This window comes from Dyadobacter sp. CY347 (assembly GCF_021502655.1).
In the GTDB taxonomy this organism is placed as follows: Bacteria; Bacteroidota; Bacteroidia; order Cytophagales; family Spirosomataceae; genus Dyadobacter.
Map to the genome: position 1 here is coordinate 455,794 of NZ_JAKFFT010000007.1, position 23,916 is coordinate 479,709.

Genomic DNA, 23,916 nt, shown 5'->3' on the forward strand with positions numbered 1-23,916 from the left:
TCTTTTCAAAAAGCCATCTAATTAATTAATATTATGAAAAAGACCCCTTTATTTTCAGTAGCAGCTTTGCTAATGCTCTTTTTAACCCTGACTGCGAGCGCGCAGGAAACCCGTAACTTCAACTTATCCGGTTTTGATAAACTTTCCATGGGCAGTGCTTTCCGGATTGAAGTGAAGCAAGGAAGCAAATACAGCATTTCCACAAGTGGACGCGCTGAAGATCTCGATGATCTGGAAGCGACGGTGAAAGGTGATGCGCTTCATTTGGGCTACAAGGACAAAAAATGGAATAAGAACAGGAAGACGGTTAGCGTTAACATTACGATGCCTTCTTTGGAAGCCGTTGATTTTTCGGGCGCGTGTAAGGCTCATGTGGCTTCATTTTCCGGCGTAAGAAGTATGGAAATAGATATTTCCGGCGCCTCGCAGGTGAATATGGAATTGTCTGCACCCAGAGTAACATTTGACTTGTCCGGAGCTTCTTCGCTGGTCCTGGTTGGCAAGGGCGATGTTGTGAACGGCGAAGTTTCAGGTGCCTCATCATTTAGAGGCCGTGATTTTGCGTCAAAAACTGTGAACATTGATGCGTCGGGAGCCAGCAGCGCGGCGGTTATGGCCAGCAGCGCAGTGCATGCAGATGCAAGCGGCGCCAGCAGCATCCGTTATTCAGGAACGGCGAAAGACATTCATTCCAGCTCTTCCGGTGCGAGTTCGGTAAAAAGAGATTAGTACAAATACCTCAATATATTTTGACCAGAAAGCCGGCTTTGTCCGGCTTTTTGTTTTTGCAAGATCAGCGAAAAAAGCAACAAATTAGGTTAAGAGTAATATATTTACGGACTTTACCTTCTCTACAATCTACGATCAAAAACTTTTACCTGAGGAAAATGAGAAGTGAGCATTACCTGAAATATGCTGTTTTATATGCATTTATCCTGATCCTTTTTATGGTTGCAGAGGATGCAGCTGCGCAGAACCGATCCGGCAAATATGTCAATCCCTTTGGCGTCATGAGCGTAACTGCCGGTGTAGGCGTAGCCTATTATATGGGCGATCTGTCGGACGGGGTGAATATGAAGCATTTGGGATTGGGGCCATCCATTTCACTAGGTGGACTTTACAGGCTTACAGAACATGTCAGCGCACGCGGTGAACTGAGGTTTTATCAGGTTTCAGCCGATCAGAAATATTCTAAAAACGCGCAGAATAATCTTTCTTTCAAGACATTCAATCCTGACATTAACCTGGGAATACAAGCGGATCTGTTCTCTTTCAATCGGCAGGCGACTGTTAATCCATATCTTTTTGGAGGCATGGGTTTTACATTATTAAATCCAAAAGCAAAACTGGATGGAGAATGGCATAGTCTGGCGCCATTGCAGACAGAAGGCGTGAAATACAGCCGGTTACCATTGGTTTTCACTGGCGGAATTGGTGTTTCAATGAAGACAACAGAGAAACTGAGCTTAGGCGTTGAACTCTGCAACAACTTCATGAACTCCGATTATCTGGACGACGTCAGCACCGTTTACCCCAATCCCGACCAGTTACCGAGCGACTTAGCCAGAAGATTATCCGACCGCTCGCCGGAGATTGGCTTGGAGCCGCGACAGCCCGGCTGGAACCGCGGAAGTGCCAAGAGTAAGGACAGTTATCTGTTTTTACAAGTCCGTGCAACTTATTCCATTGGCAACAGAATGCAGGCATTGGAGCGCAGGAAAACCCGTTGTCCTAAATTTTAATAAAATCAATTTTTATATATGTTAAAGCCAAAACACCCGCATCAGTCAGAAGTTACCATGACCGAAATGGTGCTTCCCAATGATACGAATACGTTGAATAATCTGATGGGAGGCAGGCTTTTACATTGGATGGACATTTGCGCTGCGATTGCCGCACAAAAGCATTCAAACCGTATTGTGGTAACCGCTTCCGTGGATAATGTGTCTTTTACTGAGCCTATTAAGTTGGGTAACATTGTGACGATGCAGGCCAAAGTAACCCGGGCATTCAACTCTTCTATGGAGGTGTTTCTGGAAGTGTGGGCTGAGGATATCCCTGCCGGGCACCGTGTGAGCACAAACCGCGCATTTTATACTTTCGTAGCCGTGGACCAAAACGGCCGCCCTATTGAAGTTCCGCCGCTAGAACCAGAGACGCCCGAGGAAAACGAATTGTATTTAAGCGCCCTACGTCGCCGTCAGCTGCGCCTTGTCCTGGCGGGTCGCATGAGCGCCTCGGATGCAACCGAACTGAAAGCACTTTTTCAGGTAACATAAGTCGGGCTTACTGCTATATTTTTGGTATTTTTACGGCATAAATACATTCAACTTATGCCAAAAGAGATCATATTTTCAGATAAAGCGCCTGCTCCGATCGGACCTTACAGCCAGGCTGTCAAAATAAACGGGACCCTTTATGTCTCCGGCCAGATCGCCGCTGAGCTCGCCCAATCCGGCGATATTAAAGCGGAGGCTGGTATTGTAATGCAGAACATCGGGCACATTCTCGGCGCTGCAAAGCTAGGCTTCCAGCATGTAGTGAAATCGACGATTTTCCTGAAAGATATGAACGACTTTGCGGCTGTGAATGAGGTTTATGGCAGCTTTTTTACCAAAGAACCGCCTGCAAGGGAAACGGTTCAGGTCGCACGTCTTCCTAAGGACGTTAATGTTGAAATATCTGTCGTTGCGGTCGAGTAGGACGCACAAAATCATCCAGTAAATTTTAGATTAATATAATGAATAATACACCTGTCCGGGTAAGATTTGCCCCCAGCCCGACCGGCCCGCTGCATGCAGGCGGCGTTCGCACTGCTTTGTATAACTATTTGTTTGCACGCCAGCAGGGTGGCCAAATGTTGCTTCGCATTGAAGATACAGACCAGAACCGCTACGTTCCGGGAGCGGAAGAATATATTTTGGAAGCATTGCAATGGCTTGGAATAACCATTGACGAAGGCCCGCAGCAAGGCGGCCCACACGCCCCTTACCGCCAGTCGGAAAGGAAAGAAATGTATCGCGAATATGCAGAAAGGCTTGTTGCTGAGGGAAAAGCTTATTATGCTTTCGATACATCTGAGGAGTTGGACGAGATGCGGAAACGGCTGGAGGCAGCCAAAGTTGCGGCTGCGCAATACAATGCGATCACGCGGATGGAAATGACAAACTCATTGACATTATCCGCAGACGAAACCAAAGCAAGGCTCGAAAGCGGCGAAGCTTACGTAATCCGGATGAAGATTTCACCGAAGGAAGACATTCGTTTCAATGACCTGATCCGCGGCTGGGTAGTTGTGCATTCATCGCAGATCGATGATAAAGTTCTTTTAAAATCAGACGGCATGCCGACTTACCATTTGGCCAACATTGTGGATGATCATTTGATGGGCATTACGCATGTGATCCGTGGCGAAGAATGGCTTCCATCGGCCCCCTTGCACGTTTTACTATACAGGTATCTGGGCTGGGAAAGCACCATGCCGCAATTCGCGCACCTTCCGCTTTTGCTAAAACCTGATGGAAATGGCAAATTATCCAAGCGCGACGCAGATCTGGGAGGCTTCCCCATTTTCCCACTAGAATGGACTGATCCGAACACAGGTGATAAAGCCAAAGGTTTCCGTGAAGAAGGTTATTTTGCAGACGCAACGGCTAATTTCCTTGCCTTACTAGGCTGGAATGCAGGAACCGAGCAAGAGCTTTTCAATATGGAAGAGCTGATTGCCGCATTCAGTTTTGAACGTGTGCACAAAGCTGGGGCGAGATTTGACATTCAGAAGGCGAATTGGTTCAACCAGCAATATCTTAAAAACCTGGACGACGCAACGCTCATCGAGCGGGCAAAACCGCTTTTTGAGGCACAAAATATCAATGTTGACGATCATCAGATCGCACAAATTGTATTCTTGCTCAAAGACCGCGTGCATTTCGTGAAGGAGATTGTGAGCGAATCCAGCTTTTTATTCAACACACCGGAGATATACGATCAGGAATTGGTTTTGAAAAAATGGGATGAGCAGGCTGTTACTGCTATTTCCGGCTTTAAAGATGCTCTGGTGGCTTTTGAAGGTGATTTTACAGCACACAACATTAAGGAAAACCTGGCGGCAACGATGGAAACGCTTGGGATAAAAATGGGTAAGATCATGCAGGCGCTCCGTCTCGCGCTTACCGGCGAAGGACACGGCCCTGACTTGATGGTAACCATGGAAATACTGGGAAAAAACGAAGTTGTAAAACGACTGGATAATGCATTAACCCGCTTACCGGCCCAAATTCGCCTGGCATAATTGTGATATGACCGTTGGATCAAATTGAGTTGGCGTCCAGAAGCAGGTTCCATAATTTAGTAATCAATCGAAATGACCGCTTTGCGGCGAATTTTCAAACACATGGCTAAGAAAAAACAAAACGATACGACCAAACCAGCTGCGGAAAAGCCAAGGGTTCATAAGGACCTGGATGGTTTTGATATTCAGATCAATTCATTTGGTGAGATCACCACGAGCTTTGATATGGACCGTATCAATGAATTTTTGAACAAAAATGTGGACGACAAAAAGCTCCGCGACCGGGAGGACATTCCCGGCCGGAAAACCCGCAAAAAGAAGAAGACAAGCGAGGAAGAGGAGGAAGAAGAAGAGTAGCAAGTGGTCATTGCAGTTCAACTTACTAACAAATAAACCTTTTACGCAAAGATGATCTCACACGAAATCGATTACAAAATTATTGGCGACGATATCCAGGTCGTGGAAATTGAGCTGGATCCGAACGAAACGGTGATCGCAGAAGCCGGTGCTATGCTTTTCATGGAAGACGGCATCCAGTTTGAAACCAAAATGGGCGATGGCTCGGAAGCCAACCAGAGCATTATGGGCAAGATCTTCCAGGCTGGAACGCGTCTGATCACAGGAGAATCGCTTTTCATGACCCATTTTACAAACAGGGGTTACGGTAAGAAAAAAGTGGCATTTGCGGCGCCGTATCCGGGAACCGTGATGCCGATTGATCTTTCCAAAATCTATGGAAACGAGCTCATTGTTCAGAAAGATGGCTTCTTGTGCGCTGCCATGGGCACGAGCATGAAGATCCATTTCAACCAGCGTTTCGGATCAGGCTTATTCGGTGGCGAAGGTTTTATTTTACAAAAAATCAAAGGCGACGGAATGGCGTTCGTGCACGCGGGCGGCGTGGTAATGGAGCGTCAGCTTAATAATGAAACGATTCGCGTGGATACAGGTTGTGTGGTTGCATTTGAACAATCATTAAGCTTCGACATTCAGCGTTCAGGCGGATTAAAATCCATGGTTTTCGGCGGCGAAGGCATGTTTCTGGCCACATTACGCGGAACAGGCCGCTGCTGGATCCAATCCATGCCAATCTCTAAACTAATTCAGCGCCTGGCTGTCGGCGGCCCCAATGCCAATAAGGAAAGCGGTTCGGTTATCGGGGGATTAGGAAGAATGTTTGAAGGTTGATACTTCTGGAGGCATTGTGGTAGCACTTCGGCAGGCCGGCGGCCCGGTACGCTCAGTGTGAGAGTTCTTGTGAGTAGCTTTGGGGTAGCCCTTCGACCGCCCGGCGGCCCGGTACGCTAAGTATGAGAGTTCTAGTGAGTAGCATTGGGGTAGCCCTTCGACTCCGCTCAGGGTGACAGTTCTAGTGAGTAGCATTGGCTAGCACTGCGACCGCCTCGCTTGATACATTCTCCAAGAGCAATGCACTGTCACACTGAGCGGAGTCGAAGTGCTAGTACAGCGTCATATACTATCATATCTGTTTAACAGTTCTGGTAAGTAGCTTCCGAATAGCAAGGCCGCTTGGCAACTCGGTTAGTTCGTTGCGTCAAGCACTGCTCTGTCACACTGAGCGGAGTCGAAGTGCAAGCACAATGTCACTTGCCAGCATATCTGTATAATGTTAGAAGTGCTAGCACAACGTCATTTACCAGAACTGTCACACTGAGCAGACCGGGTCGCCGGGCGCTCGAAGTGCTAGCACAACCCAACCTACAACCCACTTCTACCGAAACAACATCCGCTGCGTGCTACTCCCGCCGTCCGACACAATCCTTAAAATATAAACACCCGCAGGCAAGTCATTAGCCGGCCTCACAGCGAGCAAACCGATGATTTCTCGATCTGACACAAATACAGGATGCTCGCGTCCGGCGACGTCGAACAGAGAAAGCTGTGGTATGGGACTTGTATCGTCTGTTTCCAGATAAAAAACCTGCCTTGTAACCGGATTCGGAAATGCTATAAGCCTTGGCAGTGCGCCGGGTTCCAGAATGGTGACGGCGGGGGAGTAGGTGGTGCTGCCGTCTGCGTATTCCATTCTTACGCGGTAGAAAATGATCTTCTGGTCTGTATCGGTGTCTGTATGGGTGTATAGGCCTGAGCTTTTGCCATGGTCGGGCACGTTAAATTGCTGCAAGTCGGTGTAAATTTCGCCGTTTGTAGTCTTTTCCAAAACCATCCTTTGCATGCCGGGGTTGGCTGCGACAAGCCATTTTAAATCGACGACCTGATTGGTCTTAACCGCGCTGATCATGTTCACAACTTGCACTGATCTGTAAGCATTGTTGACGTAGAACAATGAAGAAGTGCTGCCGGCAAGATCGGGCGATGTCGCGGCCAGCCTGATATTGTATTGACCATTGGTAAGATTATTCGGGAGCTTGACTAGCATTGGGTTTCCGTTTCCTGTGCCGACTGTATCAACAAATGCACCGTTTTGATCAAATAATTCTGCACGTAAGGAAAGCCCATCTTCATTTTTTCCATAAATCCTGTAATTAATGTAAAAAGATGCACCCGGGAAAGCCGCGGAGGGCACAATGCCTGTGTGTATGGAGTTGGTTGGTTGTATAGGGACTATCTTTTTAAACAAAGAGTCTGTTAACGCGCGGTTCCAGGCAGCGGCAGCTAATGTTAAGCCCTGAATGCCGCCGGGGACATTTTCGAAATGCTCGGAAGCGGGTCGGGGAATTTGGATGGTGTCGAGGTTTGGACCGGGAAATGTGTTAAAGTTTTTTAGGGCAGAAAGTCTGTTTTGCGCATTGATAACCGGCAAATAAGGATCTTTGATAATGTTGCTGGCCGAATTTCTGGCGATAATCCAAGGCACATTGTAACCTGCATCCGCTCGTGCATTCGTGATCAATGTTTGAATGTTGTTGAAATAATTTTGTTCGGTGAATTTCAACTGCGCGTCATTCTCGCCGTGTGACCAAAGCACTGCGCGGAGGCCGAGCCATGAGTTCAAGTGCCTGATTGTGTTTACAATGTTCGAGTAGGGCTGCCGGTTTGGCCAATTTTTTCCAACATAAGGATTAAAAGCATCTTTCCCAGTTGCAGCGTCGTAATAACTGTCGGAATTCGCAGCAGCCCAGGCCGCATTCAGGAATAGCACCGGCGTTTTTAACCTTTTCGAGATCAAATCACCCAATTCTCCCCAGTACCAGGCCGTTTCTCCGGAAGGGAAAATGTAATGATCTTTTCCCAAAACATCAAACACAGGCCTACGCATTGGCTCGTTTGGAGCGACGGTGATGTTTTCAGCATTGAGCGCTTTATTGACTGCATTATAGGAGACGACCTGATCAGACGCATTTTTAGCGCCAAGTCCCGGCAACCCCATCGCATTGGAATTTCCTGCTACCAGAAACACTTCACCCACGCCAACTCTCGGCAATGAAACTGAATCAACCGCTCCATTCTCCGTTGTAGCTGAAATTTTAAGCCTATACCAACCGGTCTCCGCATTCACCGAAGCTGTAAGGAACCCCTGACGGGCCTGCTCTTCATCAAAAGTCCAGATTTTTTCTTTATTCAAATTCCCTGAAATAGGGGTTAGGCGGCCTTCAATGCGGGCGTAAGGCTGAAAAGCATACGCCGTAATCGCGATCGAAGCGACTCCGGCAAGATCGCGCTGGACGATCTGGTTGTTGGTTGGAGCGGTTAAGGTTATTTGTGCATTGGAGGAGAAAGAAAGTATTTGTAAGAAGGCAAAAAATAGACCTGTAACGGATCGGGAACATTTGGTATGCATACAAGCTGTCAGTAAAATCCTCTTCATATGCCTTTTTCGAGATCTGTTGCAGATTTTCAATTTACTTAAATTACGCTGCTGTGCCTTCCTTATTGCATAAAAAAAGAGCCGGTCCAAAAATGGACCGGCTCTCGTAAACAAAAATCTGAATATTAATTATAACCTGGGTTCTGTGGTTTCAGGTTAGGGCTGTTTCTCATTTCCTGAATTGGAATTGGGAATAGCAAGTGTTTTTCCAACAAAGGAGCACCGCCGGAAACATTCAGGTTACGGTGGCCAACGAAGTTATCGAAGCCTTTTGTGGTTTCGTTGAACACTTTGCGAAGACGAACCATATCAAACCAGGTAATTCCTTCGTAAGCGAATTCATACCAACGTTCTTTCCAAACTGCTTCTTTGAAAGTAGCAGCGGTAAATGAGGCCTGAGCAGGTGTTTTCAATTGTGCACGGTCGCGGATGCGTTTGTATGCGTCATAAGCTTCTTTGTTAACACCGCCTACTTCGTTCTGTGCTTCTGCGTAAGTCAAAAGTACTTCTGCGTAACGGATCTGATTAACATTCAGGTTGTTAAGCCTGGTTGGTGTGATACCAGGGCCACCCAAAGCATTAATGTTGAAAAACTTAAACACATACGGAGCACCAAGTTCAAATTTAGCACCCGTACCATTTTCATAGTACGAAGTATAGAACCAGCCTTCCTGATCTTTCGTACGAAGGTCACCTTCTTCGTAAGAATTATAGAATGAAAGCGTAGGCACCGTACTTCCTGTTCCACTTGGGCCTGCGTAAGTCACCGCCTTGAAGTTCGGGAAATAGTCGTTCAACGGGAAACCTGCAACAACGGTGTTGTACTGGATCTGGAAAATGTGCTCAACCCTATTTTTCAGGTTTTCCTGGTGCAATTCCCTGTAAGTAGGGAACAGGTTCAGGGTTGCAGGATTCGCTTTTGAGAAGTTGATCACTTCCAAAGCTTTGTCCGCAGCCAGCTTATAGTGCGATGCTCCTTTGCCCAATGGGAAGCCAGCCATTGTCAAATAGACTTTTGACAAAAGCGACTTAACGGCAATTTTCGAAACGCGGCCACTCGTATTGAAATCTGCCAGACCAGCAGCTTCTGCATCTGCAAGATCCGCAACAATCAGATTGTAAATATCTTCCTGAGATGACCTCGATGGGAAGAAATCTTCCGATTCAACAACCTGCGGCAAAGTGATCAATGGCGCATCACCCCAAAGTCTAACCACATAGAAGTAAGCCCATGCACGAAGGAATTTCGCTTCTCCGATCAGCCTTGTTTTCTGAGCTTCGTTAGCAGCAGGGAAAGTGATACCAGGGATTTTTTCGATAGCCAGGTTGGCATTCGCGATCACACGGTAAAGTCCGTTCCAGAAGTTGGCAATATGGCCTGTATTACCATCATAAATAAGTGCATACAGGTTGTTCAAATCTGAATTCTGGCCGGTTTCTGTTGTAGCGGTTCCGGTAACTGCTTCCAGCATTTGCCAGTTGGCAGAGAAAATACCAGCACCTTCACCATAGAAACGTGTTTCTGCATAAGTAGCAGCCACCGCAGCTTCGGCGTGATCCGGAAGCGTGTAAAATACATCCGGTTGAAGGTTTGATGGGTCCTGCTCGTCCAGAAAGTCGGAGCAGCTTGTCGGGCCCAAAAGTACTGCCCCGAGGAGCAAGAGCTTGGAAATCGTTATTTTATGTAGTTTCATACTGAATGTCATTTTTAATATTACCCAATCTGGTTGTTAGAATGATACCTGGATACCGCCCATGTAAGTGGTTGGCCGAGGATAGCTGTGCCAGATCATACCTTGTGAGAAAACGTTGTCCGAATCACCACCGCGGATAGGTGTCTGCTCTGGGTCGCCATGTGGGTATTTGCTAAGCAAGAAGAAGTTTTGAGCTGATACATATAGTCTCAAACGGCTCATTTTTAGTTTGCTAGCAATTTCAGATGGGAAGTTATAACCCAGTAGCAAGTTACGGCCACGTAGGAAAGAACCATCAAAGATCCAGCGGGTATCCACGTTTGTTACATAACCAGCTTTTGTATCACGGATCTGGGCAATCATTGTATTCTGATTTTCCGGTGTCCATGCATCGAGAACGGTTGCGTAGCTGTTAGCAAGTGCCTGACGGTCTTCGCTGGCGTGCAGGTTCATGTCCATCAGGTCGTTTCCGTACGAGAATTGCAGATCAAGCGTCATGTCGAAGTTTCCTAAACGCAGGGAGTTTGAAAGTGTTCCCCAGCCTTTTGGGCTACCATTACCGATGATCATACGGTCCGCATCAGTGATTGCATTGTCCTTGTTTACATCAAGATATTTCACGTCACCAGGAAGCATTTTCAGGTTACCACGGTAGCTGGTGAATTTCGCAGCTTCGTCTCTTTCAGCTTCGCTCCATGTTCCAAGGCGTGTAAGTCCCCAGAATGCGCCCACAGGCTCTCCGATACGGATAATGCTCGTTTGGTTGGTGATAGAAGGACCACCCACTCCGAAGATATCCGAAGGTGTTGCCAGCGACAATACTTTATTTCTGTTGAATGAGATATTGAAGTTGGTGTTCCATGAGAAATTCGCAGTCTCAACGTTCACTGTGTTCAAAGCAAATTCAAAACCTTTGTTTTCCATAGAACCGATGTTTTTTCTGATGGTCGCGTAGCCACTTGTACGTGGAACCGGTGCATCCAAAAGCATGTCGGTGGTTTTACGATAGTAGTAGTCAGCCTCGAACGAGATTCTTCCTTTTAGGAAAGAGATTTCCAGACCAGCATCCGTTTGCGCTGTTTTTTCCCATCTCAAATCCTTGTTAGCCAATCTGTTGATACCAGTTCCGCTGATACGCGTATCGCTGTAAACAGCTGCATAGTTTGATCTCAGCAAAGGAAGTGACGAGTATGGAGGAATTTCAGAGTTACCTGTCAAACCATAGCTCGTACGCAGTTTCAAGTTGGAAATCAATGTGTTGCCTTTCAGGAACTCTTCGTCAGATACTTTCCACGCAAATGCAGCAGATGGGAAGAATGCAAATTTGTGGTTATCCCCGAATTTGGAAGAACCATCCGCACGACCCGTTACTGTGAAAAGATACTTATCCAGTAATGTATAGTTTACACGACCGAAGTAAGAGTTAAATGCAAAACGCTGTGCACCCGAAACATAAGGGTTAGAAGATGGCAATACCGAACCAGCACCAATGTTATCAAAACCGAAATAATCAGTTGAGAAGTTTTGTGAACCTACACCGGTTGTGCTGATATTCGTTTCCTGCCAAGAAATACCAGCCAGGAAGTTAAGCGAATGGATACCAAACGTTTTGTTGTAAGTCAGCAAGTTCTCCCATGACCAGAAAAGCTCTTTTCTTGTTTCTTTTCTTGCAGTTCCAAGCTCGTTAGGCGTCAATGAACGCGTCTGAGACTGGTTCACTTCCTGATCGATAATGTTGATACCCAATACAGAGCGGAAATCCAGTCCTTTTGCAAGCGTTACGTTTCCGTAAAGGCTACCCAGTGTAGTTTGGGTTTTAAGGTTGTATTTACGTCCGTAAAGGCGGTGAACTGAACTGAATGCGCCTTCTGCACCCGGGTAATCACGGTTGTTGGCGTAAGTTCCGTCAGGATATTTTACAGGCATGAAAGGGAAATCTTCCACCATCTGGCGGGGAACAGCGTCGTTGATATCAACAAGGTTTTCAGCCTGGTTGTTGTAGCTCAATGTTCCACCAATGCGAAGCCATTTTTTAACCTGGTCATCAATGCTGAAACGTGTTGAATAACGTTTCAGGTAAGATGTTTTGATCAAACCCTGGTCATCACGGTAGTTAAGCGACAAAGAATAAGTCGTTTTGTTGTTACCGCCGCTGAAACCAAGCTGGTGATTTTGAGAAACACGGCTTTGCGTAGATTCTTTGAACCAGTCGGTATCATAGTTAGGAGAGAATGTTCCGTCTGCATTCTTTGTGAAAACGTCCGGGTGAGCAGCAGCCAATTGCCCGCGGCGCACAAGCGGATCATGTGTTTTGTATTTTCCCGATGCCCAGCCAGCAGGGTCAAATTTCTCCATATTTCTGTAAGCCAGGTCTTCTACCGCCATGTATTCTTTGGCGTTCAAAACCTTAGCTCTTTTTGGTCCTGCTGTTGGTACGCTCAGGTCCAATCCGTAAGTGATAACACCTTCGCCAGACTTACCTCTTCTGGTAGTGATCATAATTACACCATTGGCACCTCTCGCTCCATAAATCGCAGTAGACGATGCATCTTTCAAAACCTCAACAGATACGATATCGTTAGGGTTAATAAAGTCGATCGCCTGGCTTTGCTGGTTCTGGTTACCTTGTGGCAACATTACTCCGTCCACAACATACAATGGGTTGTTGGAAGAGTTAATAGAACTGAAACCACGGATACGAACATTGGAACGACCGCCCGGACGACCCGAGTTTACGTTCACCTGCACACCCGAAATTTTTCCTTGCAATGCCTGGTTCAATGAAGGAGCAGGTCTTTCTCTCAACTGCTCTTCTTTAACAGAACCCACAGAACCCGTCAAATCGGATTTCTTAGCTGTACCGTAACCGATAACGACTACTTCGCTAAGTGCTTTTGAATCGGATTGCATAGCCAGGTCAATGGTGGTGCGGTTACCCACTTCCACTTCTTGTCCGACATACCCAACAAAGCTGAAAACCAGGGTGCCGCCTGCATCAGGAATAGAAAGTGTGTAATTTCCTGATCCGTCCGTAGTCGTTCCCGTGCTGGTCCCTTTCAAAACAACGTTCACGCCAGGAAGGCCTTCGTTGTTGTCTTTATCAGTAACTTTTCCTTTTAAAGTCTTGTCAAGTTTAATGTTCGCTACGGTCCCGAGCGCCACATTCGTATTGGCGACCGCCAGCATGGGGCTCGAGAGAGCCGGGATTAGGACAAGGGCATTTCGGAGATTCCTCATCCGAAACATCCATTGGTTAGTATCGGTATTTTTCATTTGTTTTTTGTTAAACGTTTGTCATAGAGCTAGGTATTGGATAACTATTATCAACTTTCATTTTTAGCATAGCAGCCTGTTGTTCATTGTGAAAAATTGTTTAAAAGGTGAGGAAAACTTGTATTTGTAATCTTATGCTTATTATTTAATTAATTCAATTTGTGAAAAATACATAATGATGGCTTTGACAGTTTCATATGCCTTAAACATTACAGTTAAATGATTTTTTGATTTTGAAAATTAAAATGTAATAATCTTTAATAGCAGGTGTCAGAAACGCGATTCTTTCAATTTTCGAGTCATTTTCTAAGTCAATGAAAAGATGTCGCACCATCATGCTTAGACCGGGGATTTTTAAAAGTCTTAAAAAGACGTTGCAATATTATAATAAATAACAATAAATTTCGAATGGCTGTAATAGAAAAAATAGAATTTTCTGTGCAAACGTTTGCATAAATCCACTCGATTTTGATCAATTTTCACTCGGAATCAATTAGTTAACCACTTGTATACATCAAAAAAAGCCTTGCTACTATTTCGATATGTAACCGATCAGTAGCAAGGCTTTCATTTAGGATTGGGCGTTAAACCAGGTCTACTGTGCGTCCGGTCTTCACCGACTCGTCGCAGGCAAATGCAATTTGCAGGCTCGTAACAGCATCCTGCAAGTGGTCAGTAAGATCCAGATTTTCCTGCACCGCTTTTAGGAAATAACGTTGCTCGCGGTTACAAAGCTCCTGGTGGTCCGGCTCGTCTTCCAGGTTGATCCAGGAATCTTCCTTCACAAATTCATCCTGATCATTCAGATCCGCATGGTGCACGCGGATGGATTCTGTTTTCGTATGTGCTTCTACGGACGAGGATTTCCCGCTGCCACCTGCGTCTTTCGCAACGATGGAAACGCTGCCTTTCGGTCCGATCACATCTTTCACAAAAAACGCAGTTTCACTGATCATTGGTCCCCAGCCCGCTTCATACCAGCCCACAGAACCATCCTCAAACCAGATCTGCAATTGTCCATAATTGTAATTTCCAGCAGGAATATCTTCCGTCAACCGCGCGCCGATCGCATTCACACGCAAAGGTTTCGAGCGCGTCATCTGACACATTACATCTATATAATGTACACCACAATCCACTATGGGGCTCAGGCTTTTCATCAAATTTCTATGAACACCCCACATATAGCCGTGGCTCTGCTGGTTCAGGTTCATGCGCATGACAAGCGGCTTGCCCAGGTTTTGCGCTTCTGTTACAAAGCGTTCCCACGACGGGTGCACGCGGAGAATGTAGCCTACAACTACTTTCTTACCAGCCGTTTTTGCAGCTTCCACAACGCGCTTCGCGCCTTCAACCGTGTCAGCAAGCGGTTTTTCGATGAAAACATGCGCGCCGGCTTCCAATGCTTTTACAGCAAAGTCCTCATGCGTGTCCGGGTAAGTAGAAATGCAGACTGCATCCGGTTTTGTTTCCTTTAACGCAGTTTCATAATCGCTGAAAAGGGCATAACCGCCGCCCAGTTTTTCATTCAAAACCTCTTTGCTTTTGCCGGTCGAAACGATTCCGCAAATTTCAAAACCGTCCAGCGAATGATACGCAAATGCATGGGAGGCGCCCATATTGCCACAACCTACTACGAGTACGCGAAGTGGACTTCCATTTTCGAAAGATGACATAATCATGTTAAAAGTTAATGTTCCGGGTTAGCAGGAATAGGTAAAAATAGCAACAAAGCCGTGCTCTGTTTTGTCTCAAAATTAGGCATTAAAATCCGTTTTTGCAGTTGGCAGAATTTGAGTGAAAAAAAATCTACGAAGAGTTACAAAATCTTTGCGAAAATCAAATTAATGCTGCAATTATGCATAATAATTTCTACCTCTTCATTTGTTCGTTGCATGACTCATTTTTTACTTCAGTGCAGACTGTCCTGCGTTGTCTTGTGGAAGGTTTATGCCTTTTCCTTTCTTACCTTTTTCTCTTTTAATGCCGTCGCCCAGGATGATTTCAAGCCCAAGTTCGGGGTTGTGGATCGTGCAGCTGTGGAGATGACGGCTTTCCCCGGTGACAGTTCTGCCGCTGCCGTTTACCTCTATGATTTTGGCGAAGTTACCTATCGCTACGATGACATCCGTGGGCTGGTAATGGTCATGGAATCCTGGATAAGGATCAAAATCCTCAAAGAGTCAGCCCTTGACAGGGCTTCCGTTGCGATCAATACTTACGAAGGCAGCGGGCCCGAGAACCAGGAATTGATGGACGATATTCAGGGCTTCACCTATAATATGGAAAACGGACAGGTTGTGCGAACGGCGATGGACCGAAAGTCGATCAAGCGGGAAAAAGCGACGGGCAAATATTATACTTACAAATTCAATCTCGCCAACGCCCGGAAGGGATCCGTGATTGAATACTCTTACAGGCGCACAACACCATTGACTGTCCGCGATAAACCCAGTCCCTGGTCTTTTCAGGCATCAGTGCCGAGTAACTGGAGTGAATTCCGCATTACGATCCCGTTTTTTCTGGAATATAAAACAACCATGAGCGGTTACTTGCCCCTGTATATCAGCGAACAGGAGCCTACGGATGTGCATGTAGGCTCGTCCAAGCTGAACGGACGCGGTGTCGCGTATCGTTTTGTCGTGAAGGATGCGCCTGCTTTTGTCAACGAACCTTATATAACGACGGAGGGCGACTATCTATCAAAGGTGAATTTTGAGCTTTCTGTCATTCAAGTCCCCGGTGAAATATCGAAGCATTTTTCCAACACTTGGGGTGATGTGGAAAAGACATTGAACGAGGCAAGCTGGTTTGGCGTAGAGTTGCGCAAATCGTCATTCCTTAAAGCCAAGCGCGACGAAATTATGCAAACCGCCAAGACGCCGGAGGAAAAAATGGAGCTGGCTTACCGGCATTTGCAAAGCCACATGAAGTGGGACGGTTCGTCTTATCTGGGTTCCAGAGAGGGGGTTAAAAAAGCGTACGAAAATAAGGCTGGCAATGCGACTGAGGTGAATCTGATTCTGACCTCACTGCTTCGCGAACTGGATCTTAATGCGGATCCGGTAATCCTGAGCACGCGCTCCAATGGCCGGTTCCTGAAAGAAATCCCGCTTCTGGAAAGCTGCAATTATGTGATCAGCCATGTTGAGGTTGCCGGAAAAGAATACTTTTTGGACGCCACACAGCCTTATGCCAAGCTCGGCTTACTTCCTGAGCATACATTGAACGGTTATGGCAGGCTCATTCCCAAAAAAGGGTCGGGGCGTTTTTTGGATATAAAACCGCTGGACTTGCAGACTAAGCTGGAAATGGTAAATGCAAACATTTTACCCGAAGACGGCAGCATTAAAGGCACTTACAGCATTTCATATGCAGGTTATGAAGCTTTGCGCTGGCGCGATAAGTATGTAAAAGAATCGGATGACATTTATCACGAAGCGCTTAAAAAGCGGTCGCCGGAGTGGAAGATCAGTAACATTGCAGTGAAGAATAAAAACGAGGATTTGAAAGCGGCGGTCAATGTCGCCTGTGATTTTGAGCTGGAAGATGAGAATGCTTCACCCGATTTGTTTTATTTCAATCCCATCCTGGCCGGTCGCTGGGAAAGCAATCCGCTGAAATCGAAAGAAAGGATCTATCCGCTTGACTTTACCAGCGGAATGTCGGAGTCATTTATTGGCAATTATAAGCTTCCGGCAGGGTATGTTTTGGAAGAAATGCCAAAGGCAGAGATCGTAAGCCTGCCTGAAAAAGCCGGGAAATTTGTTTATCAGGTGCGACAGTCAGGTGATATGATTCAGGTGAGCAGCATCATCGTGCTTTCAAAAACAAATTTTGTAGCCGACGAATATCACGACCTGAAAGAGTTTTTCGAACGTGTGGTTCAAAAACATGGGCAACCACTGGTAATCAAGAAAAAGTCTAACTGACATTTCACAATGCGATTTTTACTATCATTTATATTTTTTGCCTGCACAATGCTTTGTCGGGTTCAAGCGCAAAGTGAATTTGACATCAGCAAAATAACCCAGGAACTCAATGCCGGGGCCAATGCTGTTGTGCGGTTGGATGAAGATTTTTTTGAAATTATCTCAAAAGCCGAAGCGCGGCACAAGAAGCGAACGGTTGTAACGATTCTGAATGAAAAGGGTGAAAATGAATATGGTCAGCTCTTTGTTGGCTATGACAAATTCACCAGGATCATTGATATCAGCGGCATCCTTTATGACGCTGGCGGAAAAATCCAGAAAAAGCTTAAAAACGCAGACATTACGGATTATGGTTATGGCGGCGGCGGAGACAATATTACTGACGCAAGGGTCAAACTGGCAGATTTTGGTAAAAAGAGCTATACTTATCCGTACACGATTGAGTTCAATTACGAGACCAAAGAAAAGAACATGATGTTTTATCCGCGCTGGATGCCGTTTGCTGATGAAAAAACGGCCGTTGAGCGCGCACAATTCACCATTAAGACGCCAGCCGATTTCAAGTTCCGCTATAAAGAATACAATGGTGTAAAACCGGTGATGAAAACCAAAGGTGAAGGCGGATCGGACCTTTACACCTGGATTGTAACAAATCACGCCGTTTCCAAAACAACCGATTTTTACCCGCTTCCCACAATCGACTATATGCCGCTGGTAATGGCTGCGCCTTCCGATTTTGAAGTGCAGGATTATCAGGGAAATTTCAACACCTGGGAAGATTTTGGTACATTTTATCACACATTGAACGCAGGGCGTGACGTGCTTCCGCCTGCTACGATTACTGAAATAAAATCCGTTATCAAGGATGCAAAAACGGATCGGGAGAAAGTTGAAAAAATATACAAATGGATGCAGACACGCTCGCGTTATGTAAGCATTCAGCTGGGAATCGGTGGCTGGCAGACGATTGATGCCATGACTGTTGCCAACAAAGGTTATGGCGATTGCAAGGCGCTGAGCAATTTTACCGTAGCCGCATTGCGCCAGGCCGGAATTCCTGCTTATGTTGCCTTGATTAAAGCGGGCAGTGAAGCCATGATGAAACCTGACTTTCCGAGCAGCCAATTCAACCACGTAATTGCCTGTGCCGTAATTGCAAAAGATACGATGTGGCTCGAATGCACCAGCCAGACCACGACGCCCAACTTCATGGGCACATTCACAGGAAGCCGCTATGCATTGCTTGTCACGCCCGAAGGCGGGAAACTGGTGCAGACGCCTGTTTATAAATCACATCAAAACACGCGGAAAAGTCGCGCGAATGTGAACCTGGATGAAGGCGGAAACGGACAAGTGGAAGTGCATACATTATATGCAGGCTTGCAGCAGGAGTCAAGGAACAGCGTTTTTCATAATGGGAATAAAGAAGAACAAAAGAAGTGGCTGATGAACCACATTAACCTGCCAAGCCTGGATTTGCAGCGTTTTGAACTCCTGGAAGGCCGGGAAACCGAGCCGACGATCACAGAAAAACTCTCCCTGAATGTCCGTAACTGCGCCACCAAAACAGGCTCACGACTTTTTATCAAACCAACATTATTAAGCCGCGGCTTTGAATTGCCCGCAACTACGGAGCGCACAACGGACTTTTATTTACCCGGCTCTGTCTACGACTTTACCGATTCTGACACGGTCTCCTACGCGATTCCAGCGAATTATAAACTGGAAACAACATTGCCTTCTTTTCAGATAAACTCGGTTTTTGGGACGTATGAATCCAAAACAACTTTGGAAAACAATAAGCTTCTGTGCTCCCGGAAGGTCGTTATGAACGGCGGGCGCTATAATGCCAAGGATTTCCCTGCCTGGATCGACTTCCTGAAAAAGGTCAGAAAAGCCGACCGCGCGCAAGTCGTATTTGTAGAAAACAAACCTTGAAGCAGGATTTTATTTTATGTTAAAATTCGTATATTATTGATTAATACCTGAAATGTTTGTCGGTTACCGAACAATTAACTTTGACAAAAATTCAGAACTTTCATATCTAATCATAACCAATATATGAACAAGGAATCCTGGCAAGGTGTATTTCCGGCGTTGCTAACGCCTTTCAAATCAGACGACAGCATTGATTTTGATCTTTTCCGTAAAAATCTTGAAGTGCAGATCGAAGCAGGCGTGACTGGCGCGATCGTTTCAGGCTCATTGGGCGAAGCAAGCACATTGACACAAGCGGAAAAAGTGGAATTGGTAAAATATGCAAAAAGCATTGTTGCCCAGGATTTCCCGATCGTGGTCTGCATCGCCGAGCAATCGACTGCCGAAGCGGTAAGCCTTGCCAAAGAAGCCGAAGCTGCGGGTGCAGACGGACTAATGGTGTTGCCGCCGATGCGTTACAAAGCAGATGACCACGAAACGGTTGTTTATTTCAAAACCATTGCGCAAAGCACCGCATTGCCATTAATGATCTACAACAATCCGGTGGATTATAAGATCGAAGTAACACTGGCAATGTTCGAAGAACTTGCAAAGGTTCCTAATGTGCATGCCATCAAAGAATCAACAAGAGACGTAAGCAATGTTACCCGCCTTTACAACCGTTTCGGCGACCGTTTCAAAGTTTTCTGCGGTGTGGATACATTGATCATGGAAGAAGTGATGCTGGGTTGCGACGGCGTTGTTGGCGGTTTGGTAGATGCTTTCCCGAAAGAAACCGTTGCGATTTTCAACCTCGTAAAAGCCGGATTATACAAAGAAGCCTTGGCCGTTTACCGTTGGTATCTTCCTTTGCTCGAACTGGACATTCATCCGAAACTGGTTCAAAACATCAAACTTGCAGCTACAAAAGCAGGCATAGGCTCGGAATATGTTCGTGCACCGAGATTGGTTCTGGAAGGCGCAGAGCGCGAAAATGTGCTGGCGATCATTGATCAAGCGATTTCGACGCAGCCTGCATTGCCGGATTATTTGAATTTGTCTTCGGAAGTTTCTGTTGCATAACATTGTCGCATGGCGTAATCCGGCTTTATTTGAAGCTGGATTCGCAACATATCGCGACTTTTTATAAACAGAAATTATCCTGACCAACCCATGACAACTTCAAAAGAAGCATTAGAAGCCATTTTGCAAAAGTCTCTCGAGGCTTTTGTGATCATGAAAAAATATTCAATTGCAAAGCGTGTTGCGCTCATGCGCACGGTTGCAGACGAGATTGAAGCCATTGGTCCTGAACTCATTGCAACTGCCAAAGCAGAATCTAACCTGCCCGAAGCACGCTTAACAGGCGAAAAAGGCCGGACGATTTTTCAATGGAGAAGTTATGCCGATGCATTGGAAAAAGGCGCTCCATTGGACGCCAGCATTGACACAGCAAATGCCGAAAGAACGCCTCCCAAGCCGGATATTCGTAAAACGAGCATTCCGCTGGGACCTGTTGCCGTTTTCGGTGCGAGCAATTTTCCATTTGCATTCTCGACAGCGGGCGGCGACACGGCCAGCGCCATTGCAGCCGGTTGTCCGGTTGTAGTGAAAGCGCATCCCGGCCATCCCGAAACTTCGCAGATCATTGCCGATGCCATTAGCCGCGCGGTTGCCAAAAGTAATTTCCCGGAAGGCACTTTCTCACACGTTTATTTCGAAACGAATGAGGAATCGCAGTTTCTGGTAAGCCACCCGATCATTAAGGCGGTTGGTTTTACAGGTTCTTACCGTGCTGGAACTGCATTGGCCGAGATTTCAGCAAAACGACCCAATCCTATTCCGGTTTTTGCTGAAATGGGCAGTGTTAACCCTGTTTTTTTGTTGCCAAATAAATTAGAAGCTTCCGCTGCTGAATTGGCAAAACAATATGCAGGCTCATTAACATTGGGCGTAGGTCAATTTTGTACAAATCCTGGCATTGTGATTGCGATTGAAAGTCCTGCATTGGAAGCTTTCGAAAATGCATTGGAAGAAGAAATTACAAAGATTGCCCCTTCACATATGCTGCACGCAGGCATTGCAGAAAGCTATGAAAAAGGTTGCAAAAAACTAACCACACAACCAGGTGTTGAAATCCTTGCTGTAACCGAAACGGAAGTTTTGGAAGGACAAGGCGGCGCGACGGTTGCCACGGTAAGCGCGCAGACATTCCTGAACAATGATGCATTGCAGGAAGAAGTTTTCGGGCCATTTGCATTGATTATCAAATGTGAGAGCATTGACGAGGTAATTTCTGTGGGCGGAAAACTGCACGGACAATTGACAGCCACATTGCTGGCAACCAACGAAGATCTGGCAGAAAATGAAGAGCTGATCGGCCTGGTAACCGACAAATGCGGCCGGATTTTATTCAACAACTTTCCGACAGGTGTTGAAGTTTGCAAATCCATGCATCACGGCGGGCCATTTCCGTCGTCGAGCAACAGCCAGTTTACTTCTGTAGGTTCGGACGCGATCAAGCGTTTTGTGCGCCCGATGAGCTTTCAGAACTGGCCGGATGAATTTCTACCAGAAGAATTGAAAAATGCCAACCCGTTAGGAATCTGGCGGACGGTTAATAATGAGCTAACGAAGGAGGCTTTGTAATGAGAAAAACGTTTTTCTGCATCGACGCGCATACTTGCGGGAATCCCGTTCGTGTGGTGGCCGGTGGCGGCCCGCTTTTGCAGGGCAATAGCATGATGGAGCGCAGGCTTCACTTTTTGAAAGAATTTGACTGGATCAGAAAAGGATTAATGTTTGAGCCACGCGGCCACGACATGATGAGCGGAAGCATTTTATATCCGCCCATCGATCCCGAAAATGACATTGGCGTGCTTTACATTGAAACCAGCGGCTGCCTGCCGATGTGCGGGCACGGAACCATTGGAACCGTTACCATTGCGATTCAGGAAGGGTTAGTAATCCCAAAAGTGCCCGGTAAGCTGCGCCTCGAAACGCCTGCCGGTTTGGTTCTCGTGGAATATGTGCAGGAAGGCAAAAGAGTAAAATCGGTTAAATTGATCAATATAAAATCATTTTTAGCATCCGAAAACCTGGAAGTGGAATGTCCTGAACTGGGCACATTGAAAGTGGATGTATCCTACGGCGGCAATTTTTACGCCATTGTGGACCCGCAGGAAAATTTCAAGGGCATCGAACATTACACCGCCGATCAGCTGATCAGTTGGAGCCGTGTTTGCCGCAAGCGGATGAATGAAAAATACAAGTTCGTCCATCCCGAAAACGAGCATATCAACGGATTAAGCCATTTCCTATGGGCTGGTGCCGTTTTAGATGAGACTTCCACTGCGCGCAATGCAGTTTTCTACGGCGACAAAGCCATTGACAGATCACCCTGCGGAACCGGAACTTCGGCGCGGATGGCACAATGGCATGCCAAAGGAAAACTCAAAAAAGGCGACAAATTCATTCATGAAAGCATTATCGGTTCCAAATTCACCGGAACCGTAGAGGACGAAGTGACCATAGGAGACAAGCCCGCGATCATCCCCGGCATCGAAGGCTGGGCGGTTGTAACGGGTTATAATACAATCATCATCGACGACGAGGAAGATCCATACGCATTTGGATTCCAGGTTTTGTAACAGCAAATATGAACGTGACGAATAAGGGAAAAGCCACCATCATTGGCGGCGGGATTATGGGGTTGACTTCGGCTTACTATTTGTTAAAAAGTGGCTGGAAAGTGACGTTGATCGATAAGGGCGATCTGGCGGATAATTGCTCGCAGGGCAATGCTGGAATGATCGTTCCAAGTCATTTTATTCCGCTGGCCGCTCCCGGCATGATTTCCAAAGGCATCAAATGGATGTTCGACAGCAGAAGCCCATTTTATGTAAAACCTTCGCTGGACTGGTCGCTGGTTTCATGGGGTTTGAAATTCATGAAAAGCGCCACGCCTGCGAATGTAGAGCGCGCCGCGCCGTATTTGCGCGATTATCATTTGCTAAGCAAGCAACTTTACGAAGATTTGGCCAAAGAAGAGGGTTTTGATTTTGGTCTGGAAGAGAAAGGCATTCTCATGCTTTACAAAACGGAGAAGGCCGGAGAAGAAGAAATCCACGTGGCTAAGGACGGTCAAAAACTTGGTTTGGATATTGAAATGCTTACTAAGGAGCAAGTTCAGGCCATTGAACCCAACATTAAGCTGGATGTAATGGGCGCAGTGCATTATCACTGCGACGCACATCTTTATCCAACCGCTTTGTTTTCGCAACTTTTGAAATACATCAAATCACAAGGCGCGGAAGTGATTTTGAATGCTAAGGTCAAAGGTTTTGATATAAAAAATGGAGAAATAAAAGGCGTTCAAACCGAAACCAAAACGGTGGAAGGCGACCTCGTCATCATGACTGGCGGCACTTGGCTTCCTGAGCTTTCGAAACTGGCCGGCTTATCAATTCCTGTGATGCCAGGAAAGGGTTACTCCTTCATGGAGCCTAATTCCGAGCATAAAATTGAACATCCAGCATTGCTGATTGAAGCACGTGTTGCAGTTACACCAATGAACGGTAAAGTTCGATTTGGCGGCACGATGGAACTTGCGGCGGTGAATGACAACATTAATATGAACCGCGTGGAAGGCATTGTAAACTCCATTCCGCAATTTTATCCTGAACTGAATGTGAGCGTTCCGGCCAAAGAGCGGATCTGGTATGGATTCCGGCCATGTTCACCGGATGGGTTGCCTTACCTGGGTTACAGCAAAAAATTGAAAAACCTGATTGTCGCCGGCGGCCATGGCATGATGGGCATCAGTCTCGGACCGGCAACAGGCAAAATGGTGGCGGAGCTTGCCAACGAGTCTGCATTGTCGGCGGACATCAAACTTTACAATCCTGAACGATATAATTAACCCGGAACTGTCCGGGTTTTTTTGTTGCAATAAGAGACTTGTCATACTGAGCGGACCGGGCCGCCGGGCGGCCGAAGTATAAACCTAAACCAGACCTG

Annotated in this window: 17 protein-coding genes; 13 read left to right on the top strand and 4 right to left on the bottom strand. The window is 46.4% G+C overall.

The window, feature by feature from the left end:
- Positions 1–33: 33 nt before the first annotated feature.
- From L0659_RS17610 to L0659_RS17640, 7 genes are all read left to right on the top strand, one after another.
- Positions 34–729 (top strand): head GIN domain-containing protein, encoded by a 696-nt coding sequence (locus L0659_RS17610; protein WP_235127934.1) that lies wholly within the window; start codon positions 34–36, stop codon positions 727–729.
- A 158-nt stretch (positions 730–887) separates the two neighbouring features.
- The gene (locus L0659_RS17615; RefSeq protein WP_235127935.1) at positions 888–1,742 is read left to right on the top strand and encodes an outer membrane beta-barrel protein; all 855 of its coding nucleotides are present in this window, start codon (positions 888–890) and stop codon (positions 1,740–1,742) included.
- A gap of 18 nt (positions 1,743–1,760) precedes the next feature.
- Positions 1,761–2,279, top strand: coding sequence for an acyl-CoA thioesterase (locus L0659_RS17620; RefSeq protein ID WP_235127936.1), 519 nt, complete (start codon positions 1,761–1,763; stop codon positions 2,277–2,279).
- A gap of 54 nt (positions 2,280–2,333) precedes the next feature.
- Entirely contained in the window at positions 2,334–2,702 is a 369-nt protein-coding gene (locus L0659_RS17625) for a Rid family detoxifying hydrolase (protein ID WP_235127937.1), read from the top strand.
- Positions 2,703–2,740: 38 nt separating this feature from the next.
- The gene (gltX, locus tag L0659_RS17630) at positions 2,741–4,291 is read left to right on the top strand and encodes a glutamate--tRNA ligase (RefSeq protein ID WP_235127938.1); all 1,551 of its coding nucleotides are present in this window, start codon (positions 2,741–2,743) and stop codon (positions 4,289–4,291) included.
- A 102-nt stretch (positions 4,292–4,393) separates the two neighbouring features.
- Positions 4,394–4,648: a hypothetical protein gene (locus tag L0659_RS17635; protein ID WP_235127939.1), complete on the top strand. Its 255-nt coding sequence runs from the start codon at positions 4,394–4,396 to the stop codon at positions 4,646–4,648.
- A 51-nt stretch (positions 4,649–4,699) separates the two neighbouring features.
- Positions 4,700–5,479: a TIGR00266 family protein gene (locus tag L0659_RS17640; protein ID WP_235127940.1), complete on the top strand. Its 780-nt coding sequence runs from the start codon at positions 4,700–4,702 to the stop codon at positions 5,477–5,479.
- Between the two features lie 544 nt (positions 5,480–6,023).
- On the opposite strand, the gene L0659_RS17645 is transcribed toward L0659_RS17640, so the two are convergent.
- The 4 genes from L0659_RS17645 to L0659_RS17660 all read right to left on the bottom strand — a co-directional run bounded on the left by L0659_RS17645 (position 6,024) and on the right by L0659_RS17660 (position 14,724).
- On the bottom strand, positions 6,024–8,081 hold the full coding sequence (locus L0659_RS17645) for a sialate O-acetylesterase (protein ID WP_235127941.1): 2,058 nt from the start codon (positions 8,079–8,081) through the stop codon (positions 6,024–6,026).
- Positions 8,082–8,206: 125 nt separating this feature from the next.
- On the bottom strand, positions 8,207–9,775 hold the full coding sequence (locus L0659_RS17650; protein ID WP_235127942.1) for a RagB/SusD family nutrient uptake outer membrane protein: 1,569 nt from the start codon (positions 9,773–9,775) through the stop codon (positions 8,207–8,209).
- A gap of 36 nt (positions 9,776–9,811) precedes the next feature.
- Positions 9,812–13,048 (bottom strand): TonB-dependent receptor, encoded by a 3,237-nt coding sequence (locus L0659_RS17655; RefSeq protein WP_235127943.1) that lies wholly within the window; start codon positions 13,046–13,048, stop codon positions 9,812–9,814.
- A gap of 584 nt (positions 13,049–13,632) precedes the next feature.
- The gene (locus L0659_RS17660; protein WP_235127944.1) at positions 13,633–14,724 is read right to left on the bottom strand and encodes a Gfo/Idh/MocA family protein; all 1,092 of its coding nucleotides are present in this window, start codon (positions 14,722–14,724) and stop codon (positions 13,633–13,635) included.
- A 261-nt stretch (positions 14,725–14,985) separates the two neighbouring features.
- On the opposite strand from L0659_RS17660, the gene L0659_RS17665 reads away from it, so the two are divergent.
- From L0659_RS17665 to L0659_RS17690, 6 genes are all read left to right on the top strand, one after another.
- Positions 14,986–16,980 carry a DUF3857 domain-containing protein gene (locus L0659_RS17665; RefSeq protein WP_235127945.1) on the top strand — a complete coding sequence of 665 codons (1,995 nt, stop codon included), beginning with the start codon at positions 14,986–14,988 and terminating at the stop codon, positions 16,978–16,980.
- 9 nt (positions 16,981–16,989) lie between these two features.
- Positions 16,990–18,918: a DUF3857 and transglutaminase domain-containing protein gene (locus tag L0659_RS17670; RefSeq protein ID WP_235127946.1), complete on the top strand. Its 1,929-nt coding sequence runs from the start codon at positions 16,990–16,992 to the stop codon at positions 18,916–18,918.
- 123 nt (positions 18,919–19,041) lie between these two features.
- Positions 19,042–19,980: a dihydrodipicolinate synthase family protein gene (locus L0659_RS17675; protein ID WP_235127947.1), complete on the top strand. Its 939-nt coding sequence runs from the start codon at positions 19,042–19,044 to the stop codon at positions 19,978–19,980.
- Between the two features lie 90 nt (positions 19,981–20,070).
- Entirely contained in the window at positions 20,071–21,546 is a 1,476-nt protein-coding gene (locus L0659_RS17680) for an aldehyde dehydrogenase (NADP(+)) (protein WP_235127948.1), read from the top strand.
- Complete coding sequence (locus L0659_RS17685) at positions 21,546–22,547, top strand: 4-hydroxyproline epimerase (protein WP_235127949.1); 1,002 nt, start codon at positions 21,546–21,548, stop codon at positions 22,545–22,547. The genes L0659_RS17680 and L0659_RS17685 overlap by 1 nt, the downstream gene beginning before the upstream one ends.
- Positions 22,548–22,555: 8 nt before the next feature.
- Positions 22,556–23,818: an FAD-binding oxidoreductase gene (locus L0659_RS17690; RefSeq protein ID WP_235127950.1), complete on the top strand. Its 1,263-nt coding sequence runs from the start codon at positions 22,556–22,558 to the stop codon at positions 23,816–23,818.
- Positions 23,819–23,916: the final 98 nt, after the last annotated feature.

Bases quoted from the DNA above. Each gene is read 5' to 3' on its own strand.
- L0659_RS17660 (WP_235127944.1), bottom strand. From the start codon at position 14,724: ATGTCATCTTTCGAAAATGGAAGTCCACTTCGCGTACTCGTAGTAGGT.
- gltX (WP_235127938.1), top strand. From the start codon at position 2,741: ATGAATAATACACCTGTCCGGGTAAGATTTGCCCCCAGCCCGACCGGC.
- L0659_RS17675 (WP_235127947.1), top strand. From the start codon at position 19,042: ATGAACAAGGAATCCTGGCAAGGTGTATTTCCGGCGTTGCTAACGCCT.
- L0659_RS17670 (WP_235127946.1), top strand. From the start codon at position 16,990: ATGCGATTTTTACTATCATTTATATTTTTTGCCTGCACAATGCTTTGT.
- L0659_RS17625 (WP_235127937.1), top strand. From the start codon at position 2,334: ATGCCAAAAGAGATCATATTTTCAGATAAAGCGCCTGCTCCGATCGGA.
- L0659_RS17635 (WP_235127939.1), top strand. From the start codon at position 4,394: ATGGCTAAGAAAAAACAAAACGATACGACCAAACCAGCTGCGGAAAAG.
- L0659_RS17685 (WP_235127949.1), top strand. From the start codon at position 21,546: ATGAGAAAAACGTTTTTCTGCATCGACGCGCATACTTGCGGGAATCCC.
- L0659_RS17680 (WP_235127948.1), top strand. From the start codon at position 20,071: ATGACAACTTCAAAAGAAGCATTAGAAGCCATTTTGCAAAAGTCTCTC.
- L0659_RS17655 (WP_235127943.1), bottom strand. From the start codon at position 13,048: ATGAAAAATACCGATACTAACCAATGGATGTTTCGGATGAGGAATCTC.
- L0659_RS17650 (WP_235127942.1), bottom strand. From the start codon at position 9,775: ATGAAACTACATAAAATAACGATTTCCAAGCTCTTGCTCCTCGGGGCA.
- L0659_RS17645 (WP_235127941.1), bottom strand. From the start codon at position 8,081: ATGAAGAGGATTTTACTGACAGCTTGTATGCATACCAAATGTTCCCGA.
- L0659_RS17690 (WP_235127950.1), top strand. From the start codon at position 22,556: ATGAACGTGACGAATAAGGGAAAAGCCACCATCATTGGCGGCGGGATT.
- L0659_RS17620 (WP_235127936.1), top strand. From the start codon at position 1,761: ATGTTAAAGCCAAAACACCCGCATCAGTCAGAAGTTACCATGACCGAA.
- L0659_RS17615 (WP_235127935.1), top strand. From the start codon at position 888: ATGAGAAGTGAGCATTACCTGAAATATGCTGTTTTATATGCATTTATC.
- L0659_RS17640 (WP_235127940.1), top strand. From the start codon at position 4,700: ATGATCTCACACGAAATCGATTACAAAATTATTGGCGACGATATCCAG.
- L0659_RS17610 (WP_235127934.1), top strand. From the start codon at position 34: ATGAAAAAGACCCCTTTATTTTCAGTAGCAGCTTTGCTAATGCTCTTT.